The 14675-nt window shown below is 69.2% G+C and carries 16 protein-coding genes, 1 tRNA gene and 1 pseudogene; 11 read left to right on the top strand and 7 right to left on the bottom strand.

Annotated elements, in window-relative coordinates; genetic code table 11:
* Nucleotides 1-11 precede the first annotated feature (11 nt).
* Nucleotides 12-707 carry a response regulator transcription factor gene (locus ACIRP7_RS03015; protein ID WP_403653108.1) on the top strand — a complete coding sequence of 232 codons (696 nt, stop codon included), beginning with the start codon at nt 12-14 and terminating at the stop codon, nt 705-707.
* Nucleotides 700-1794, top strand: coding sequence for a sensor histidine kinase (locus tag ACIRP7_RS03010; RefSeq protein WP_403653105.1), 1095 nt, complete (start codon nt 700-702; stop codon nt 1792-1794). The genes ACIRP7_RS03015 and ACIRP7_RS03010 overlap by 8 nt, the downstream gene beginning before the upstream one ends.
* Before the next feature lie 11 nt (nt 1795-1805).
* Here ACIRP7_RS03010 and ACIRP7_RS03005 read toward each other — a convergent pair.
* A tRNA-Thr gene (locus tag ACIRP7_RS03005) sits at nt 1806-1881 on the bottom strand.
* Nucleotides 1882-2055: 174 nt separating this feature from the next.
* Between ACIRP7_RS03005 and ACIRP7_RS03000 the strand changes: the two are divergent.
* The 8 genes and pseudogenes from ACIRP7_RS03000 to ACIRP7_RS02965 form a co-directional block, all read left to right on the top strand.
* Nucleotides 2056-2238, top strand: a pseudogene (locus tag ACIRP7_RS03000) (helix-turn-helix domain-containing protein); the annotation flags it as partial.
* 319 nt (nt 2239-2557) lie between these two features.
* Nucleotides 2558-2935 (top strand): hypothetical protein, encoded by a 378-nt coding sequence (locus ACIRP7_RS02995; protein ID WP_403654283.1) that lies wholly within the window; start codon nt 2558-2560, stop codon nt 2933-2935.
* Nucleotides 2868-3104, top strand: a complete 237-nt coding sequence (locus tag ACIRP7_RS02990) for a transposase (RefSeq protein ID WP_403653102.1) — start codon at nt 2868-2870, stop codon at nt 3102-3104. The genes ACIRP7_RS02995 and ACIRP7_RS02990 overlap by 68 nt, the downstream gene beginning before the upstream one ends.
* A 48-nt stretch (nt 3105-3152) precedes the next feature.
* Nucleotides 3153-3332 carry a zinc ribbon domain-containing protein gene (locus tag ACIRP7_RS02985; protein ID WP_403654203.1) on the top strand — a complete coding sequence of 60 codons (180 nt, stop codon included), beginning with the start codon at nt 3153-3155 and terminating at the stop codon, nt 3330-3332.
* A 319-nt stretch (nt 3333-3651) separates the two neighbouring features.
* Entirely contained in the window at nt 3652-4788 is a 1137-nt protein-coding gene (locus ACIRP7_RS02980) for an ABC transporter ATP-binding protein (protein ID WP_390006693.1), read from the top strand.
* A gap of 237 nt (nt 4789-5025) precedes the next feature.
* Nucleotides 5026-5487 carry a hypothetical protein gene (locus tag ACIRP7_RS02975; protein ID WP_352388858.1) on the top strand — a complete coding sequence of 154 codons (462 nt, stop codon included), beginning with the start codon at nt 5026-5028 and terminating at the stop codon, nt 5485-5487.
* 59 nt (nt 5488-5546) lie between these two features.
* Entirely contained in the window at nt 5547-6278 is a 732-nt protein-coding gene (locus ACIRP7_RS02970) for an NDP-sugar synthase (RefSeq protein ID WP_403653097.1), read from the top strand.
* A 246-nt stretch (nt 6279-6524) separates the two neighbouring features.
* The gene (locus ACIRP7_RS02965; protein ID WP_007382939.1) at nt 6525-6770 is read left to right on the top strand and encodes a hypothetical protein; all 246 of its coding nucleotides are present in this window, start codon (nt 6525-6527) and stop codon (nt 6768-6770) included.
* 269 nt (nt 6771-7039) lie between these two features.
* Here ACIRP7_RS02965 and ACIRP7_RS02960 read toward each other — a convergent pair whose 3' ends face one another.
* The 6 genes from ACIRP7_RS02960 to ACIRP7_RS02935 all read right to left on the bottom strand — a co-directional run bounded on the left by ACIRP7_RS02960 (nt 7040) and on the right by ACIRP7_RS02935 (nt 13363).
* Nucleotides 7040-8656: a DoxX family protein gene (locus tag ACIRP7_RS02960; RefSeq protein WP_403653094.1), complete on the bottom strand. Its 1617-nt coding sequence runs from the start codon at nt 8654-8656 to the stop codon at nt 7040-7042.
* A 118-nt stretch (nt 8657-8774) separates the two neighbouring features.
* The gene (gene rlmB / locus ACIRP7_RS02955) at nt 8775-9716 is read right to left on the bottom strand and encodes a 23S rRNA (guanosine(2251)-2'-O)-methyltransferase RlmB (RefSeq protein ID WP_403653091.1); all 942 of its coding nucleotides are present in this window, start codon (nt 9714-9716) and stop codon (nt 8775-8777) included.
* Nucleotides 9717-9818: 102 nt separating this feature from the next.
* Nucleotides 9819-11216 carry a cysteine--tRNA ligase gene (gene cysS / locus ACIRP7_RS02950; RefSeq protein WP_403653088.1) on the bottom strand — a complete coding sequence of 466 codons (1398 nt, stop codon included), beginning with the start codon at nt 11214-11216 and terminating at the stop codon, nt 9819-9821.
* Nucleotides 11217-11288: 72 nt separating this feature from the next.
* Nucleotides 11289-11786, bottom strand: a complete 498-nt coding sequence (gene ispF / locus ACIRP7_RS02945; RefSeq protein ID WP_403653086.1) for a 2-C-methyl-D-erythritol 2,4-cyclodiphosphate synthase — start codon at nt 11784-11786, stop codon at nt 11289-11291.
* A complete protein-coding gene (gene ispD / locus ACIRP7_RS02940) occupies nt 11776-12540 on the bottom strand; it encodes a 2-C-methyl-D-erythritol 4-phosphate cytidylyltransferase (protein WP_403653083.1) in 765 nt (254 codons plus the stop codon). The genes ispF and ispD overlap by 11 nt, the downstream gene beginning before the upstream one ends.
* A 340-nt stretch (nt 12541-12880) precedes the next feature.
* Nucleotides 12881-13363: a CarD family transcriptional regulator gene (locus ACIRP7_RS02935; RefSeq protein WP_003953493.1), complete on the bottom strand. Its 483-nt coding sequence runs from the start codon at nt 13361-13363 to the stop codon at nt 12881-12883.
* Between the two features lie 587 nt (nt 13364-13950).
* On the opposite strand from ACIRP7_RS02935, the gene ACIRP7_RS02930 reads away from it, so the two are divergent.
* Nucleotides 13951-14601: a DUF461 domain-containing protein gene (locus ACIRP7_RS02930; RefSeq protein WP_403653080.1), complete on the top strand. Its 651-nt coding sequence runs from the start codon at nt 13951-13953 to the stop codon at nt 14599-14601.
* The last annotated feature ends 74 nt before the right edge of the window (nt 14602-14675 follow it).

The following is a 14675-nucleotide window of genomic DNA, read 5'->3' as shown; positions in this document are numbered from 1 at the left end:
GCATCGAAGGCATGCGTGTGCTCATCGTCGAGGACGAGCTCTACATGGCAGAAGCCATCCGCGATGGTCTACGCCTCGAAGCGATCGCGGCCGACATCGCGGGCGACGGCGACACGGCCCTCGAACTGCTGAGCATCAACACCTACGACATCGCCGTCCTCGACCGGGACATCCCCGGACCCTCCGGCGACGAGATCGCCACCCACATCATCGCCTCCGGCACCGGCACGCCGATCCTCATGCTCACCGCCGCCGACCGCCTCGACGACAAGGCCACCGGCTTCGAACTCGGCGCCGACGACTACCTCACCAAACCCTTCGAACTCCAAGAACTCGCGCTCAGACTCAGAGCACTCGACCGCAGGCGAGCCCACCACCGCCCACCCGTACGGGAGATCGCGGGCCTACGCCTGGACCCGTTCCGCCGAGAGGTCTACCGGGACGGCCGCTACGTCGCCCTGACCCGGAAGCAGTTCGCCGTGCTCGAAGTCCTCGTCGGCGCCGAAGGCGGTGTCGTCAGCGCCGAAACACTCCTGGAACGCGCCTGGGACGAGAACGCCGACCCGTTCACCAACGCCGTACGCATCACCGTCTCGGCCCTGCGCAAACGGCTCGGCGAACCCTGGATCATCGCCACCGTGCCGGGCGTCGGCTACCGCATCGACACACAGCCGGGGGCCCGAGGCGAGGGAGCGGACCGTGGATAGAGCGCCCGGACTGAGTGTCCGCCTCAAACTCACCCTCAGCTACGCCGGGTTCCTCATGCTCGCGGGCATCCTGCTGATCGTCACCGTGGGGCTGTACCTGTCTCTCCAGGGGGAGTTGTTCAACGAAGCGGGAGCGGTGCAGGCAACCCCGGGCACCATGTTCCTCAAGGCCTTCGCCCCGACGGCAGCCGCGACGATGGCGTTCCTGCTGGTGTTCGGCGTCCTGGGAGGCTGGATCCTCGCCGGCCGCATGCTCGCCCCCCTGAACCGCATCACGGACGCCACCCGCACGGCCGCGACCGGATCCCTCTCCCACCGGATCAGGCTGCCGGGCCGCAAGGACGAATTCCGCGAACTGGCCGACACCTTCGACGCGATGCTCGCCCGCCTCGAAGCACACGTCGCCGAACAGCGCAGATTCGCGGCCAACGCCTCCCACGAACTGCGCACCCCGCTCGCGATCTCGAAGTCACTCCTCGACGTGGCCCGCACCGACCCGCACCACGACACCGGCCGGCTCATCGACCGCCTCCACACCGTCAACACCCGCGCCATCGACCTCACCGAGGCACTGCTCCTCGTCAGCCGCGCCGAGCAGCGGTCCTTCACCCGGCAACGCGTCGACCTCTCCCTCATGGCGGAAGAGGCCACCGAGACACTCCTCCCCCTCGCGGAGAAGCACGGCGTCACCATCGAGACCCGCGGGGACATCACCCCGACGACCGGATCGCAGGCCCTTCTGCTCCAGCTGACCACGAACCTCGTGCACAACGCGATCGTCCACAACCTGCCCGAGCAGGGCACCGTGTGGATCACCACCGAGGTCCGCCCGGGGACGGTGGTCCTCACCGTCGAGAACACCGGCGACCACCTCACCCCGGAACTGGTCCCGACCCTCACCGAGCCCTTCCAGCGCGGCACCGAACGCATCCACACCGACCACGCGGGCGTCGGCCTGGGCCTCGCCATCGTCAAAACGATCACCCAGGCCCACGACGGCACGCTCACCCTCACGCCACGCCCCACAGGCGGCCTGCGCGTCACCGTAGAACTGCCAGCACAAAACCCCAGGCCAGATAGCATCTGACCTGGGGTCAATGGAGCCGCCTGTCGGAATCGAACCGACGACCTTCGGGTTACAAAGCCGGCGCTCTACCAACTGAGCTAAGGCGGCAACGCGTACTGCAATGCCGTACGCGAAGGCGGCTCCACTGTACACAGCACCCGTTTCCTCTAGCCACGAAGTTCCGCACTCCACACGCTCCCAAACCGTGCGTAACCATCCGCGCACCCGTTCGTTGATCGAGCTGACGTGCTGTTCCGAAGATCGGATCGTCAGGGAGGGGTCATGGGGGAGACGGAGCGCGCCAAGCGCGAGGTCCTCGGCATCGGCGGGCGCCGGAAGCACCACACACGCAAGGCGACTCCGCTGAAGTCCCACGCCAAGGCGCCCGACACGCATCACCGTCTGTACCGGTTCCGCTTCTATCCGACCGAGGAGCAGGCCGAGCAGTTGGAGCGGACGTTCGGGGCGTGTCGGTGGGTCTACAACGAGGGGCTGGCGCTGCGTTCGGGGGCCTGGGAGCGGCACCGGGTGAATGTGGGGTTCGCGGAGACGTGTCGGGCGTTGACCGGCTGGAAGCGGAAGGAGGAGACGGCCTGGTTGGGGGATGTGTCGTCGACGGTGCTTCAGCAGTCTCTGCGTCATCTGGATCAGGCGTTTCTTCAAGGGTGTGGCCAGGTATCCGAGGCGGAAGAAGAAGGGTCGTTCGCGGGATACGGCGACGTATGTGCGTACGGGGTTCAAGTGGGTGGAGGATCCGGGGCGGCCGGGGACTGGGCTGATCACGTTGGCGAAGCAGTCGGTGCCGTTGGAGATCCGGTGGTCTCGGGCGTTGCCTGCCGGGGAGGTTCCGGTGCGGTTGTCGGTGACGCGGGATCGGGCGGGCCGGTATTTCGTGTCCGTGCTGGTGGAGGAGCGGATAGCGGCGCTGCCTGTGGTGTTCGTGCCGGGGACGCGGGAGCCGAAGGCGGTCGGGGTGGATGTCGGGCTGGCGTCGCTGGTGATCCTGGATGACGGGACGAAGTTCGATCATCCGCGGTTGTTGAAGCGGTACGCGGAGAAGTTGGCGCGGTTGCAGCGGGAGCTGCACACCGAAGGTGCGGGGGTCGAAGAATCGGCAGAAGGTTCGGGAGAAGATCGCGCGGCTGTACGCCCTGATCAGTGACGTACGCAGGGACATGCTGAACCAGCTCACCACCCGCCTCGTGCGCGAGAACCAAGTGCTCGTGGTGGAAGACCTGTCGGTCAAGACCTTGATGCGGGTGGCGCGCGGCAAGGGACGTGGACGGAAGGCGAAACTGAATCAGGCGATCGTGGACGCCTCGTGGGGATAGTTGCTACGGCAGCTCCGCTACAAGTGCGAGTGGTACGGCCGGACGCTGGTGGTTGTAGATCGCTTCTTCCCCTCGACACGGCGGTGCTCCGCCTGCCATGTCACGGGGCCAAGACTGGACGTCTCGGTTCGCAAGTGGACGTGCGCCGGCTGCGGGGCCCTCCACGATCGTGACGTGAACGCCGCCGTGAATCTCAGGGACGAGGGTTTGCGCTTGCTGGCCGCGTAGAGCGCGGCTGCTGCAGTACGGACCGACGGGCCGTCGGCCGGAATGCCTGTGGAGTCCCCGTAAGACCGGTCAGACGCAGCTCACCAGGGCTGTGTGTGGTCGGCTGTGGACGATGAAGCAGGAAGCCGAACAGCAAGGTCAAAAGTGCGGTGCTCTGCCCCATTCGAAAGTTTCCGCGAAGTTCACAGTGGCCCAGGTACTGACATACGCGTGACCGCCAGGTACCGTCCAGAGCCAGTCCACACCTGTGTGGACTACACCACCTTCCTACAACGGATCGTCCGGCACGTTCCTGCCGGTAGAAGGGGGCCTCTGAGCCATGGCCACTGTTTCGTTCGACAAGGCGACCCGCATTTACCCGGGTTCCACGAAGCCCGCCGTCGACGGTCTCGACATCCACATCGAGGACGGCGAGTTCCTCGTCCTGGTCGGCCCGTCCGGCTGTGGCAAGTCCACCTCGCTCCGCATGCTGGCGGGGCTCGAGGACGTCAACGGTGGTGCCATCCGCATCGGTGACCGCGACGTCACGCACCTGCCGCCGAAGGACCGGGACATCGCCATGGTGTTCCAGAACTACGCGCTCTACCCGCACATGACCGTCGCCGACAACATGGGCTTCGCGCTCAAGATCGCCGGAATCAACAAGGCGGAGATCCGGCAGAAGGTCGAGGAGGCCGCGAAGATCCTCGACCTCGTGGAGTACCTGGACCGCAAGCCGAAGGCGCTCTCCGGTGGTCAGCGCCAGCGTGTCGCGATGGGCCGCGCCATCGTGCGTGAGCCGCAGGTCTTCCTCATGGACGAGCCGCTGTCGAACCTGGACGCCAAGCTCCGTGTGTCGACGCGTACGCAGATCGCCTCGCTCCAGCGCCGTCTCGGCATCACCACCGTCTACGTCACCCACGACCAGGTCGAGGCCATGACGATGGGCGACCGGGTCGCCGTGCTCAAGGACGGTCTGCTCCAGCAGGTCGACTCGCCGCGCAACATGTACGACCGCCCGGCGAACCTCTTCGTCGCCGGCTTCATCGGCTCCCCGGCGATGAACCTCGTCGAGGTCCCGATCACCGACGGCGGTGTGAAGTTCGGCAACAGCGTGGTGCCCGTCAACCGCGAGGCCCTCAAGGCCGCCTCCGACAAGGGTGACACCACGGTGACCGTGGGCGTCCGCCCCGAGCACTTCGACATCGTCGAGCACAACGGCGCCGCCGCCTCGGCCCTCTCCAAGGACACCGAGGACGCCCCGGCCGGTCTCGCTGTCACCGTGAACGTCGTCGAGGAGCTCGGCGCCGACGGTTACGTCTACGGTTCCGCCAAGGTCGACGGCGAGCTGAAGGACCTGGTCGTCCGCGTCAGCGGCCGCGCGGTCCCGGAGAAGGGCGCCACGCTGCACGTCGTGCCGCGTCCGGGCGAGACCCACGTGTTCTCGACCTCCACGGGCGAGCGCCTCACCGACTGAGGACGAACCGCAGCAATTCACCCAGGTTGACGAGAAGGGCCCCGCAGAATCTCTGCGGGGCCCTTCTCGCGCCCGGAACTCGCCCCGAACGCCCCCGAACGCGTCGCCAAATACCCCGGCACTCCGGCCATTTCGAGCAGTGTTCGTCAACGCCCTACCCGAAAATCGGCACCGCCTCATCCCCCGAACCGGTGACTAAATGTCGCCAAATCATTACCGCACGCTACCCTCACACGCGTGAAGCACTCCACTTACCAACAGACGCGACGCGGCCGGGGCCCCGCCCGCCGTATCGGCCGCTCCCTCGCCCTTGTCCTGCCGGTCGTCCTGGTGCTCTCCGGGACCCTCGCGGTCACCCGAGTCAACTGGTCGGGGGATCCCTCGAGCTCCTCGGTGCTCACCGCGTCGGACGCGACGGTCTCGGACAGCAAGCCGCGCAGCGCCCCCCTCGCCCCCCAGGACGCCCTGCGCGGGCAGCTCCTGACCGAGCTCCAGGAGAAGAACCCCGGCATCGCCCTCACGCACCTCCAGGAGGCCGTGAACGAGCGCCCCTCGCTCGCCAGACACTGCGCCTCCATCGCGAAGGCCCTGGGCCGCGCCGCGGTCCGTGTGTACGGCCCCACGCGCGCGCAGTCCTACGCCCGCCCCGTCTGCGACACGTCCTTCGCGACGGGTGTGGCCGCGGCACATAGCGGCTGACCCCGCGAGAGGGGATGCCGAGCGAGGTCGGGAGAGGGGCGCGTCGTAAGGTTCCGGTCATGACCGATCCGAACGCCGCGTCCCGCCCCACCCAGGCCGTGATCCTGGCCGGCGGCCAGGGATCCCGGCTGCGCCCCTACACCGACACCCGCCCCAAGCCGATGATCGAGATCCCCGGCACGGGAACTCCGATCATCGGCCATCAGCTCGTCTGGCTCGCCGAGGAGGGCGTGACGGACGTGGTGGTCAGCTGCGGGCATCTCGCCGAGGTGCTCCAGGACTGGCTGAAGACGGCCGACCTGCCGCTGCGCGTGCAGACGGTCATCGAGACGGAGCCGCTCGGCCGGGGTGGCGGACTGAAGTACGCGGCGGCACATCTGCCGCACCCGGATCAGGCGTGGTACGCGACGAACGGTGACATCTGGACCCGGTTCTCGCTGCGGGACATGGCGGACTTCCACACCGAGCGGGACGCGGTCGCGACGCTCGCGCTGGCGCGGCCGCGCATTCCGTGGGGTGCCGTGCAGACCGACGGGTTCGGTCACATCACCGACTTCATCGAGGCACCGCCGTCGACCTTCGAGATCAACGCGGGGGTGTACGTCTTCTCGCCCGCGTTCGCCCGGCTGCTGCCGGAGCGAGGGGATCATGAGCGGACGACGTTCCCCACACTGGCCCGTGAGCTGCGGCTGGCCGGGTTCCCGATTCCGCAGGGGGCGTACTGGCGGGCCATCGACACCGCGAAGGATCTGACCGAGGCGGCCAAGGAGCTGGCGGCTCTCGGTCGGTGACGCAGGGCGTCAGGTTGCGGGTCCGTCGGGACCAAGCCCCCAGGGACCAAGCCCTCAGGGGCGTGGGACCCGACGCGGGAGCCGGGCCCTGGCCTGGCCCAACAGGCCGCAACAGCCGACCCTTTACCTGACGAGTCGTCAGGTATTGCCAGGGCTGAGTGAGGGTGTGCCGGGTCTTCGAGGGTGCTTCACCCGTGCGGATGCGCTCGGCGAGCAGCTGATCGCGAGGGTGTGCAAGGTGAGTGCATGAACACAACACCTCTCTCCGAGAAGACCGTTTGCCGGATTCCGCGAGCATTCGCGGTCACTGCCGTCGTGGGCATCATGTGTGCGGCGGGGATGGCGACCGCCACCTCCGCTGTGGCCGCGACACCCGCCACGCACGTCGCGACCAAGGCTGCCCCGGCCAAGGGTCACGGCGGTGGGGACGGGGACGGCGAGCACTTCCAGTGCGGCAACGGCCTCCTGCCCATCCTCAACTTCTGCAACTGACGCACGGCCCACGGCGGTTCCTGCCGTAGTCGCAGAAGAAGGAGTCCACGCCGCAGGGCGATCGGGAGTGAGGGCGCAGCTCCTTTCTCCCGATCGCCCTGCCGATCCAACCCAAGGCCTGGGCCGAGCGCTCCGGCCCGAGCTTGCGCGAAACCGGTGAAATCCGATCCAGGTGAGAAAGGTCCCGCACCTCCGTGGGTGCGGGACCTTGTCTTGGGCTCATGTCTCTCAGCCGGTGGGGTCGCCCAGTACGTCGCCCACCGGCCCGCCTACCCCAACAGGCCGCCCACCAGGCCCGGTTCGCCGGAGGAGGAACCTCCGGTGCCGGAGCCGCCCGTGGAACCGCCGGAGGTGCTCGTGCCCCCGGTCGGGCCCGAGGTGGTGCTGGGGGCCTGCTGGGCCGGGGAGGACTGCTGGGGGGCGGTCCGGCCCGTGGTGCCCTGGGTCTGGCTGGGCGAGCCGCCGGTGGTGGTCGTGTCGGTGTCGCGGGTGGCGCCGGGGGTCACCGAGGTGCCGGTGGAGGGGCCCGTGGTGGCGCCCTGGCTGGGCCGGGTGGACGCCGACGGGCTCTTCTTGCGGGCCTTGGCGGAGTCCTGCGGGAGCGGGGAGCCGGGCAGCTCGTTGCGCGGGGCCTCGCCGGGGCCGGGGACGATGATGCGGTCGGCGTCGCGGACGGCACTGCCGAGCACAGAGCCGATCAGCAGGGTCAGGCCCATCACGATGGCGGTGACGAGGGCGCCGCGCCGAAGGACGTAGCGGCGCAGTTCCCAGATGTCGGAGTGGGGTCCGAGGCGGCGCCAGGCGCGGCCCGCGAGGCGGCCGTCGATGGAGTAGACGGGGGCGCCGGCGATGATCAGCGGGGACCAGGCGGCGAGGTAGATGATGTCGGGGGTGTCGTAGGCGGGGACGCTCTTCCAGCTGACGGTGACCAGGAGCGCGGCGGACAGGCCGGCGCCGACGACCGCGGCGACGCGCTGCCAGCAGCCCAGGATCGTGAGGACGCCCACGATGACCTGGAGGAAGGCGATGACGAGGCCGGAGCCGACGGGGTGCTGGAGGGCGAACTGGCGCAGTGGTTCGGCGACGTCCCACGGGTGCAGGGTGTTGAGCCACTTGACCATGGAGCCGCGCTTGCCGCCGTCGAAGTAGACGGGGTCGCACAGCTTGCCCATGCCGGCGTAGATGGAGATGAAGCCGAGGAAGATCCGGAGCGGGAGGAGGACGACGCCGAGGTTCATCCGGCGGCCCGGGTAGTAGGAGTGCCGCGCGGCTTCGTCGCCCTGGCGCCTGGTGGCGCGGTCGGCGCGGGCCTCGTCGAAGCCGTCGTCGAACTCCTCGCCCTCGTGGGCGGGTTCGTCGTACGCGCTGCCCACCGTGCGCATGTGGGGCAGGAGCCGGGTGCCGTTGCCGTCGGGGGTGCGCTGGGCGCCGACGAGCGGGGCCGCCATGGTCTGGGCAAACTCGTCGTCGTAGTCGGCCTGGTAGCCGTGGTCGACGTCGACACGGGGGATGACCTGGGTGGCTCCGGCGTCGGCGGCGGGCGGCTCGGCATGGCCGACGCTGCCGCCCCGCACGGCCTGCAACAGGCGGTGGGCGCCGGTGTCGTCGGGGGCGGACCTGCCGCTCCACACGACGGGCCGACGGCGCCCCGCGGCGCCTACGGCCGGCATCCGGGCGGTGTCCTCGGCGGCGATCAAGTGCCGTGCGATGCGCGGGGATTGGGCGCGTCTCGTCGACGCGCCCAACTGCACGCGGAAGCTCGCATGATTGACGATGATCTGCGCCGGATCGCTCGGCACCTTCACCATGCTCAGCGCGGGAGCGTCGTCGAATCCCGACGGGCCGTCCCCCGTGGGTGTGCGGGGTGTTCTGGTGTCCACACTCATCTAACCGAGTGACGTGTGGTTAGGACACTGCTTTGACTCGCCGGATGTGTCCGGACCCCGTCAAGCTTGCCCCGTACGCCGGGAACACCCCGTGTGGGGGACTGCGCCGAACAGTTGTTCAGGCCCGCCGACGAGCCGCTTCGTAGAGCACGATCCCGGCCGCCACACCGGCGTTGAGCGACTCCGCGCCGCCCGGCATGGGAATCCGCACCCGGTAGTCGCAGGTCTCGCCGACCAGGCGGGACAGGCCCTTGCCCTCGCTGCCGACCACGATGACGACGGGGCCGCCGAGGGCTTCCAGGTCGCCGATCTCGTGCTCGCCGTCGGCGGCGAGGCCGACGACCGCGATGCCCTGCTTCTTGTACGCCTCCAGGGCGCGCGTCAGGTTGGTGCAGCGGGCGACCGGGGTGCGGGCGGCCGTACCGGCGGACGACTTCCACGCACCGGCGGTCATGCCGGCCGCGCGCCGCTCGGGTACGAGGACGCCGTGGCCGCCGAAGGCGGAGACGGAGCGGACGGCGGCACCGAGGTTGCGCGGGTCGGTCACGCCGTCGAGGGCGACGATCAGCGGGTCCTGCCCCTCGTCGTAGGCGGCGTTGGCCAGTTCCTCGGGGTGGGCGTACTCGTACGGCGGGACCTGGAGGACCAGGCCCTGGTGGTTGAGCCCGTTGGTCATGCGGTCGAGCTCGGGGCGGGGGGCCTCCATGAGGTGGACGCCGCCCCGGTCGGCGACGAGCTGGAGCGCCTCGCGGACCCGCTCGTCGTTGTCGATGAACTGCTGGACGTAGAGCGTCACCGCGGGCACGCCCTCGCGCAGCGCCTCGACGACGGGGTTGCGTCCGACGACCATCTCCGAGGTGCCCTTGCCGCCGCGGCCGCGCGGCGCGGGACGGCGCACCGTCTGCTTCGCCTTGGCGTTGGCGATTCGGTTCTTCTTGTGGCCCTTGCGCGCCTCGGCGGGCGGGGTCGGCCCCTTGCCCTCCAGGCCCCTGCGTCGCTGGCCGCCACTGCCGACCTGCGCGCCCTTCTTGCCGGACATGCGGCGGTTGTTGGCTGCCATGACCTACCTGTTCTCCGTGAGTGTCTGCGTCGGTGAAACGTTCATACGTCTATGCAGTGTGCCGCCCGGAGGGCCGGGCGGCACAATCGATCAAGAAAGGGGCTAGCGGGGACCCAGCGTCCAGCGCGGCCCCTGCGGGCCGTCCTCGATGGTCAGGCCCGACTGGCCGAGCTGGTCCCGGATGGCGTCGGCGGTGGCCCAGTCCTTGCGGGCACGGGCCGCCTCCCGCTGGTCGAGGACCAGGCGTACGAGGCTGTCGACCACGCCGTGCAGGTCCTCGCCCCGGTCGGACTCGCCCGCCCAGTGCGCGTCGAGCGGGTCGAGGCCGAGGACGCCGAGCATGGCGCGCACCTCGGCGAGGCGGGCCACCGCGGCTTCCTTGTCGTCGGCCGCGAGGGCGCTGTTGCCCTGCCGGACGGTGGTGTGCACGACGGCGAGCGCCTGCGGGACGCCCAGGTCGTCGTCCATGGCCTCGGCGAAGGCGGGCGGTACCTCGGCGGAGGGCTCCACGGGACCGGCCTTCTCGACCACGCGCTGCACGAAGCCCTCGATCCGCGCGAACGCCGACTCGGCCTCGCGCAGGGAGTCCTCGCTGTACTCGATCATCGAGCGGTAGTGCGGGGTGCCGAGGTAGTAGCGCAGCACGATCGGGCGCCACTCCTTGACCATCTCGGAGACGAGCACCGAGTTGCCCAGCGACTTGGACATCTTGTCGCCGGCCATGGTGACCCAGGCGTTGTGCACCCAGTACTGCGCGAAGTCGTCGCCGTAGGCCTTGGCCTGGGCGATCTCGTTCTCGTGGTGCGGGAAGATCAGGTCGAGGCCGCCGCCGTGGATGTCGAAGGCGGTGCCCAGGTACTTGTGGGCCATCGCCGAGCACTCCAGGTGCCAGCCGGGGCGGCCCGGACCCCACGGCGTGGACCAGGTCGGCTCGCCCGGCTTGGCGGACTTCCACAGGGCGAAGTCACGCGGGTCCCGCTTGCCGGTCTCGCCGTCGCCGGACGGCTGGAGCAGGTTGTCCAGCTCCTGCCGCGACAGCTCCAGGTAGCCCGGGAAGGAGCGCACGTCGAAGTAGACGTTGCCGTCGGACTCGTAGGCATGGCCGCGCTCGATGAGGCCCTGCATCATCTCGACCATCTCGGTCATGTGCCCGGTGGCACGCGGCTCGTAGCTGGGCGGGAGGCAGCCGAGGGCGGTGTAGCCGTCGTTGAACGCGCGCTCGTTCTCGTACCCGATCGCCCACCAGGGGCGCTTCTGCTCGGCCGCCTTGACGATGATCTTGTCGTCGATGTCGGTGACGTTCCGGACGAAGGTGACCTCGTAGCCGCGGTACTCGAACCAGCGGCGCATGATGTCGAAGTTCAGGCCGGAGCGGATGTGACCGATGTGCGGGGCGGCCTGCACGGTGGCACCACACAGGTAGATCGAGACACAGCCCGGCGTGAGCGGGGCGAAGTCACGGATCTGCCGGGCGCTGGTGTCGTACAGGCGAATAGTCACGGGACCTAGCGTAGTGGGCCGAAGGGGGTGCGTGGAGCAGTCCTTTTGTCACCCTTCCCTTACGGCCGATTGTCACCCCTGCCTGACGACCAGGGCCGTCGCCACCGCCATCAGTCCCTCGCCGCGGCCGGGGAATCCGAGGCCGTCCGTGGTCGCCCCCGACACCGACACCGGGGCACCCGCCGCCTCCGACAGGATTTTCTGCGCCTCGTCCCTGCGCTTGCCGATCTTCGGGCGCGGACCCACCACCTGAACGGCGATGTTGCCGATCCGGAAGCCCGCCGCGCGGACGATCCGGGCCGCCTCCGTCAACAGCGTGACGCCGGACGCACCGGACCATTCGGGGCGGCCGGTGCCGAAGTGCCGGCCGAGGTCGCCGAGGCCGGCCGCGGAGAAGAGCGCGTTGCAGGCGGCGTGGGCGACGACGTCCGCGTCGGAGTGGCCGGCCAGGCCGGTGCCCTCGCCCTCCCACTTCAGGCCGGCGCACCACAGGTCGCGGCCCTCCTCGAAGGCGTGGATGTCGGTGCCGATGCCGACCTGGGGCAGGAGCACGGGCTGCTCAGAAGCCATCGTTGAGCCTCCTGCGGGCCAGGACCGCCTCCGCGAGGACCAGGTCCAGGGGGCGGGTCACCTTGAAGGCCTCCTCGTGGCCGGGCACCACCACGACGGTGAGCCCCAGCTGCTCGACCATGCTCGCGTCGTCGGTGACGTCCTCGGTGACCGTCTCGTGGGCGCGGATCAGGGTCGCCCGGTCGAAGCCCTGCGGGGTCTGTACGGCACGCAGCCGCGCGCGGACCGGGGTGGCCACCACCGGCTCCGGCTCACCGGGAGCGGCGGCTGGCTCGACCTCCTTCACGGTGTCCGCGAGGGGCAGCGCCGGGACAACGGCGGGCGCGCCGTCCCGTACGGCCTCGATGACCGCGTCGACGGTGTCGACCGGGACGAGCGGGCGGGCCGCGTCATGGACCAGGACGATGCCGAAGTCCGAGGGCAGGGCGTCCAGGCCGAGCCGGACCGATTCCTGCCGGGACTCGCCGCCCGGGACGACGAGGAAGTCCGTGCGCTCGGGCAGCGCGTGCGCGTCGAGGAGGGACTTGACCTCGCCGGCGCCGTCGGGCGGGGCCACGACGACGACCAGGGAGACGGCGCGGGATGCGGCCATCGCGCGGACCGCGTGGATCAGCATGGGTGTGCCGTTCAGCGCCCGGAGCGCTTTGGGAGCGCCCGGACCGAGGCGTACGCCCCGTCCGGCGGCCGGAATCACCACCGCGGTGCGGGCCCCCGCACGTGCTTCGGCGGGCGAAGGACGCGAAACGTCAGACATCGGTTCCTGTCAGGTTTGTGTGCTCGGCCAACGTGGGTACGGAGACAGCGTGCCGGGCGCGACGCTTTGACCGGACCCTTCCGTGAACCCGGTCGAGCCTGCTGCCCGGGCCCGGCACGCCAAGTATCGGGGGATCTTTCTCCGAGAGAAACACGCGCACGGCACTCCGGGCGTCTTCGCCGGAGCGTCTTCGGGGCGTGATGGGTCCGGCATCCGGAGACAGACATGCCGCAGCGCCCGGCGACAGCTGTTGCGTCATCGGGCACCGCGGCATTTCAGTGCGGCAATTCGGATTCAGTGTGTGCTGAGCTGAGCGGGCGAGGTGCCTGCACAGAGACGCTCAGGACGCGAGAACCTCGTCGAGCAGCGCCTCGGCCTTGTCCTCGTTCGTGTTCTCCGCGAGGGCGAGTTCACTCACCAGGATCTGCCGAGCCTTGGCGAGCATGCGCTTCTCACCTGCGGAGAGTCCGCGCTCGCGCTCACGACGCCACAGGTCACGCACGACTTCCGCGACCTTGATGACATCGCCGGAGGCGAGCTTCTCCAGGTTTGCCTTGTAACGACGGGACCAGTTAGTGGGCTCCTCGGCGTACGGTGCGCGCAGCACCTCGAAGACCCGGTCCAGCCCGTCCTGACCGACCACATCCCGCACGCCGACGAACTCCGCATTGTCCGCTGGCACACGTACCGTCAGGTCACCCTGGGCGACCTTCAGCACCAAGTAGGTCTTGTCCACGCCTTTGATCTGGCGAGTTTCGATAGCCTCGATCAGCGCGGCCCCGTGATGGGGATAGACCACGGTGTCGCCAACCTTGAACGTCATGTGACAGGTACCCCTTCCGTGGCTATCCAGGGTAACACGGAAACTGCCGGTTCTGAATGGTGTTTTCGCAGGTCAGAGCATATCTCGGGGCTTGACAACAGCAACAGGAACGTGCTGCGGAGGCCGAGCGGAAGAAGGAATTCGCAGGTCGGAGCGGCTCTCCGGGCGAGGTGAAACGCGTACGTTACACGCATCCGGAGGCCTCGCCGGGCGGGCTAACGTCCCCAAATGTCCGGTTCCAAGTGTGCGACTTCCGCTACTCCGTTCGGTGCTCGGTGTCACTTCCCCGCCGAATCCGGAATTGATCACGCGCGGTGGGCGGATCAGGTGGTGATCAATTCCGGGGGCGATCACACATTCCTTCACGGAAGTTTTGCTACTGGCTGCGAACGCGGTTATGTGAAAGCCGGACCGGGTCGGAGTACGGGTCACAAGTGACTGGTGAGTCACTTGTGAAGCGAGTGACACGCCTCTTGGGGAGGGTCGGGTGCGGCCCTGCGGGAACGGCTCGGTAACCTAAGGCCGCTGACAGACACTTAGCGCGGCTTTACGGGCCGCCCCGCTCAAGTCAAGGAGTTGCCGCCGCCGTGAGCAGCAGCCTTCGACGCGGCGCCCTCGCCGCCTCCGCCATCGCGTTCTCGATCGCCGCGCTCTCCGCGTGCGCGGCCGGCAGCAACGCCCAGACCCTGGAGGTCAAGCCGGACAACGCGGAGACCCGCGTGGGCGACATCAAGCTCCAGAACGTCGTGGTGATCACCCAGACGACCCCCGAGGCCTCCGGTGAGACCAAGGGTCCGGCCGTCATCTCCGCCACCGTCTTCAATGCCGGCGACAAGCCCCAGACGCTGGACTCCGTGAGCATCGACGGCGGCGGCAGCGCCGAGATCACGCCCGCCAAGGGCAAGGGCAAGGTGACCGTCCCGGCCCACGGCTCCGTCGTCCTCGGCGGCAAGAACAACGCCTCCGCCGCGGTGACCGAGCTCGGCGCGAGCGTCAAGAACGGCAACGCCCAGAAGGTCACCTTCACCTTCAGCACGACCGGTGACGTGAGCCTGCGCGCCTTCGTCGTCCCGGCCGACAGCTACTACACCCAGTGGGGCCCGAGCGCCGTGCCGTCGGCGCCGAAGACCTCGCCGAAGCCGACCGGCTCCGCGACCCCGACCGGTGCGGCCACGCCGACCGACGCGGCGTCCGCTTCCGCGAGCGCGACGGCCGGCGAGTCGGCCGCGAGCCACTGAGCGGCCGTACGAGACCGTCGTACGACACGAAGGGCGGGACCTCCGAGGAGGTCCCGCCCTTCGGCGTACCGCAG

The organism is Streptomyces sp. NPDC102270 (assembly GCF_044766405.1).
GTDB lineage: Bacteria > Actinomycetota > Actinomycetes > Streptomycetales > Streptomycetaceae > Streptomyces.
The sequence above is the reverse complement of the archived record's forward strand: the minus strand, read 5'-3'. Positions and strand labels throughout refer to the sequence as shown.

Bases quoted from the DNA above. Each gene is read 5' to 3' on its own strand.
- ACIRP7_RS03015 (WP_403653108.1), top strand. From the start codon at position 12: ATGCGTGTGCTCATCGTCGAGGACGAGCTCTACATGGCAGAAGCCATC.
- ACIRP7_RS02980 (WP_390006693.1), top strand. From the start codon at position 3,652: ATGGCCACTGTTTCGTTCGACAAGGCGACCCGCATTTACCCGGGTTCC.
- ACIRP7_RS02970 (WP_403653097.1), top strand. From the start codon at position 5,547: ATGACCGATCCGAACGCCGCGTCCCGCCCCACCCAGGCCGTGATCCTG.
- ACIRP7_RS02965 (WP_007382939.1), top strand. From the start codon at position 6,525: ATGAACACAACACCTCTCTCCGAGAAGACCGTTTGCCGGATTCCGCGA.
- ACIRP7_RS02960 (WP_403653094.1), bottom strand. From the start codon at position 8,656: ATGAGTGTGGACACCAGAACACCCCGCACACCCACGGGGGACGGCCCG.
- rlmB (WP_403653091.1), bottom strand. From the start codon at position 9,716: ATGGCAGCCAACAACCGCCGCATGTCCGGCAAGAAGGGCGCGCAGGTC.
- ispF (WP_403653086.1), bottom strand. From the start codon at position 11,786: ATGGCTTCTGAGCAGCCCGTGCTCCTGCCCCAGGTCGGCATCGGCACC.
- ispD (WP_403653083.1), bottom strand. From the start codon at position 12,540: ATGTCTGACGTTTCGCGTCCTTCGCCCGCCGAAGCACGTGCGGGGGCC.
- ACIRP7_RS02935 (WP_003953493.1), bottom strand. From the start codon at position 13,363: ATGACGTTCAAGGTTGGCGACACCGTGGTCTATCCCCATCACGGGGCC.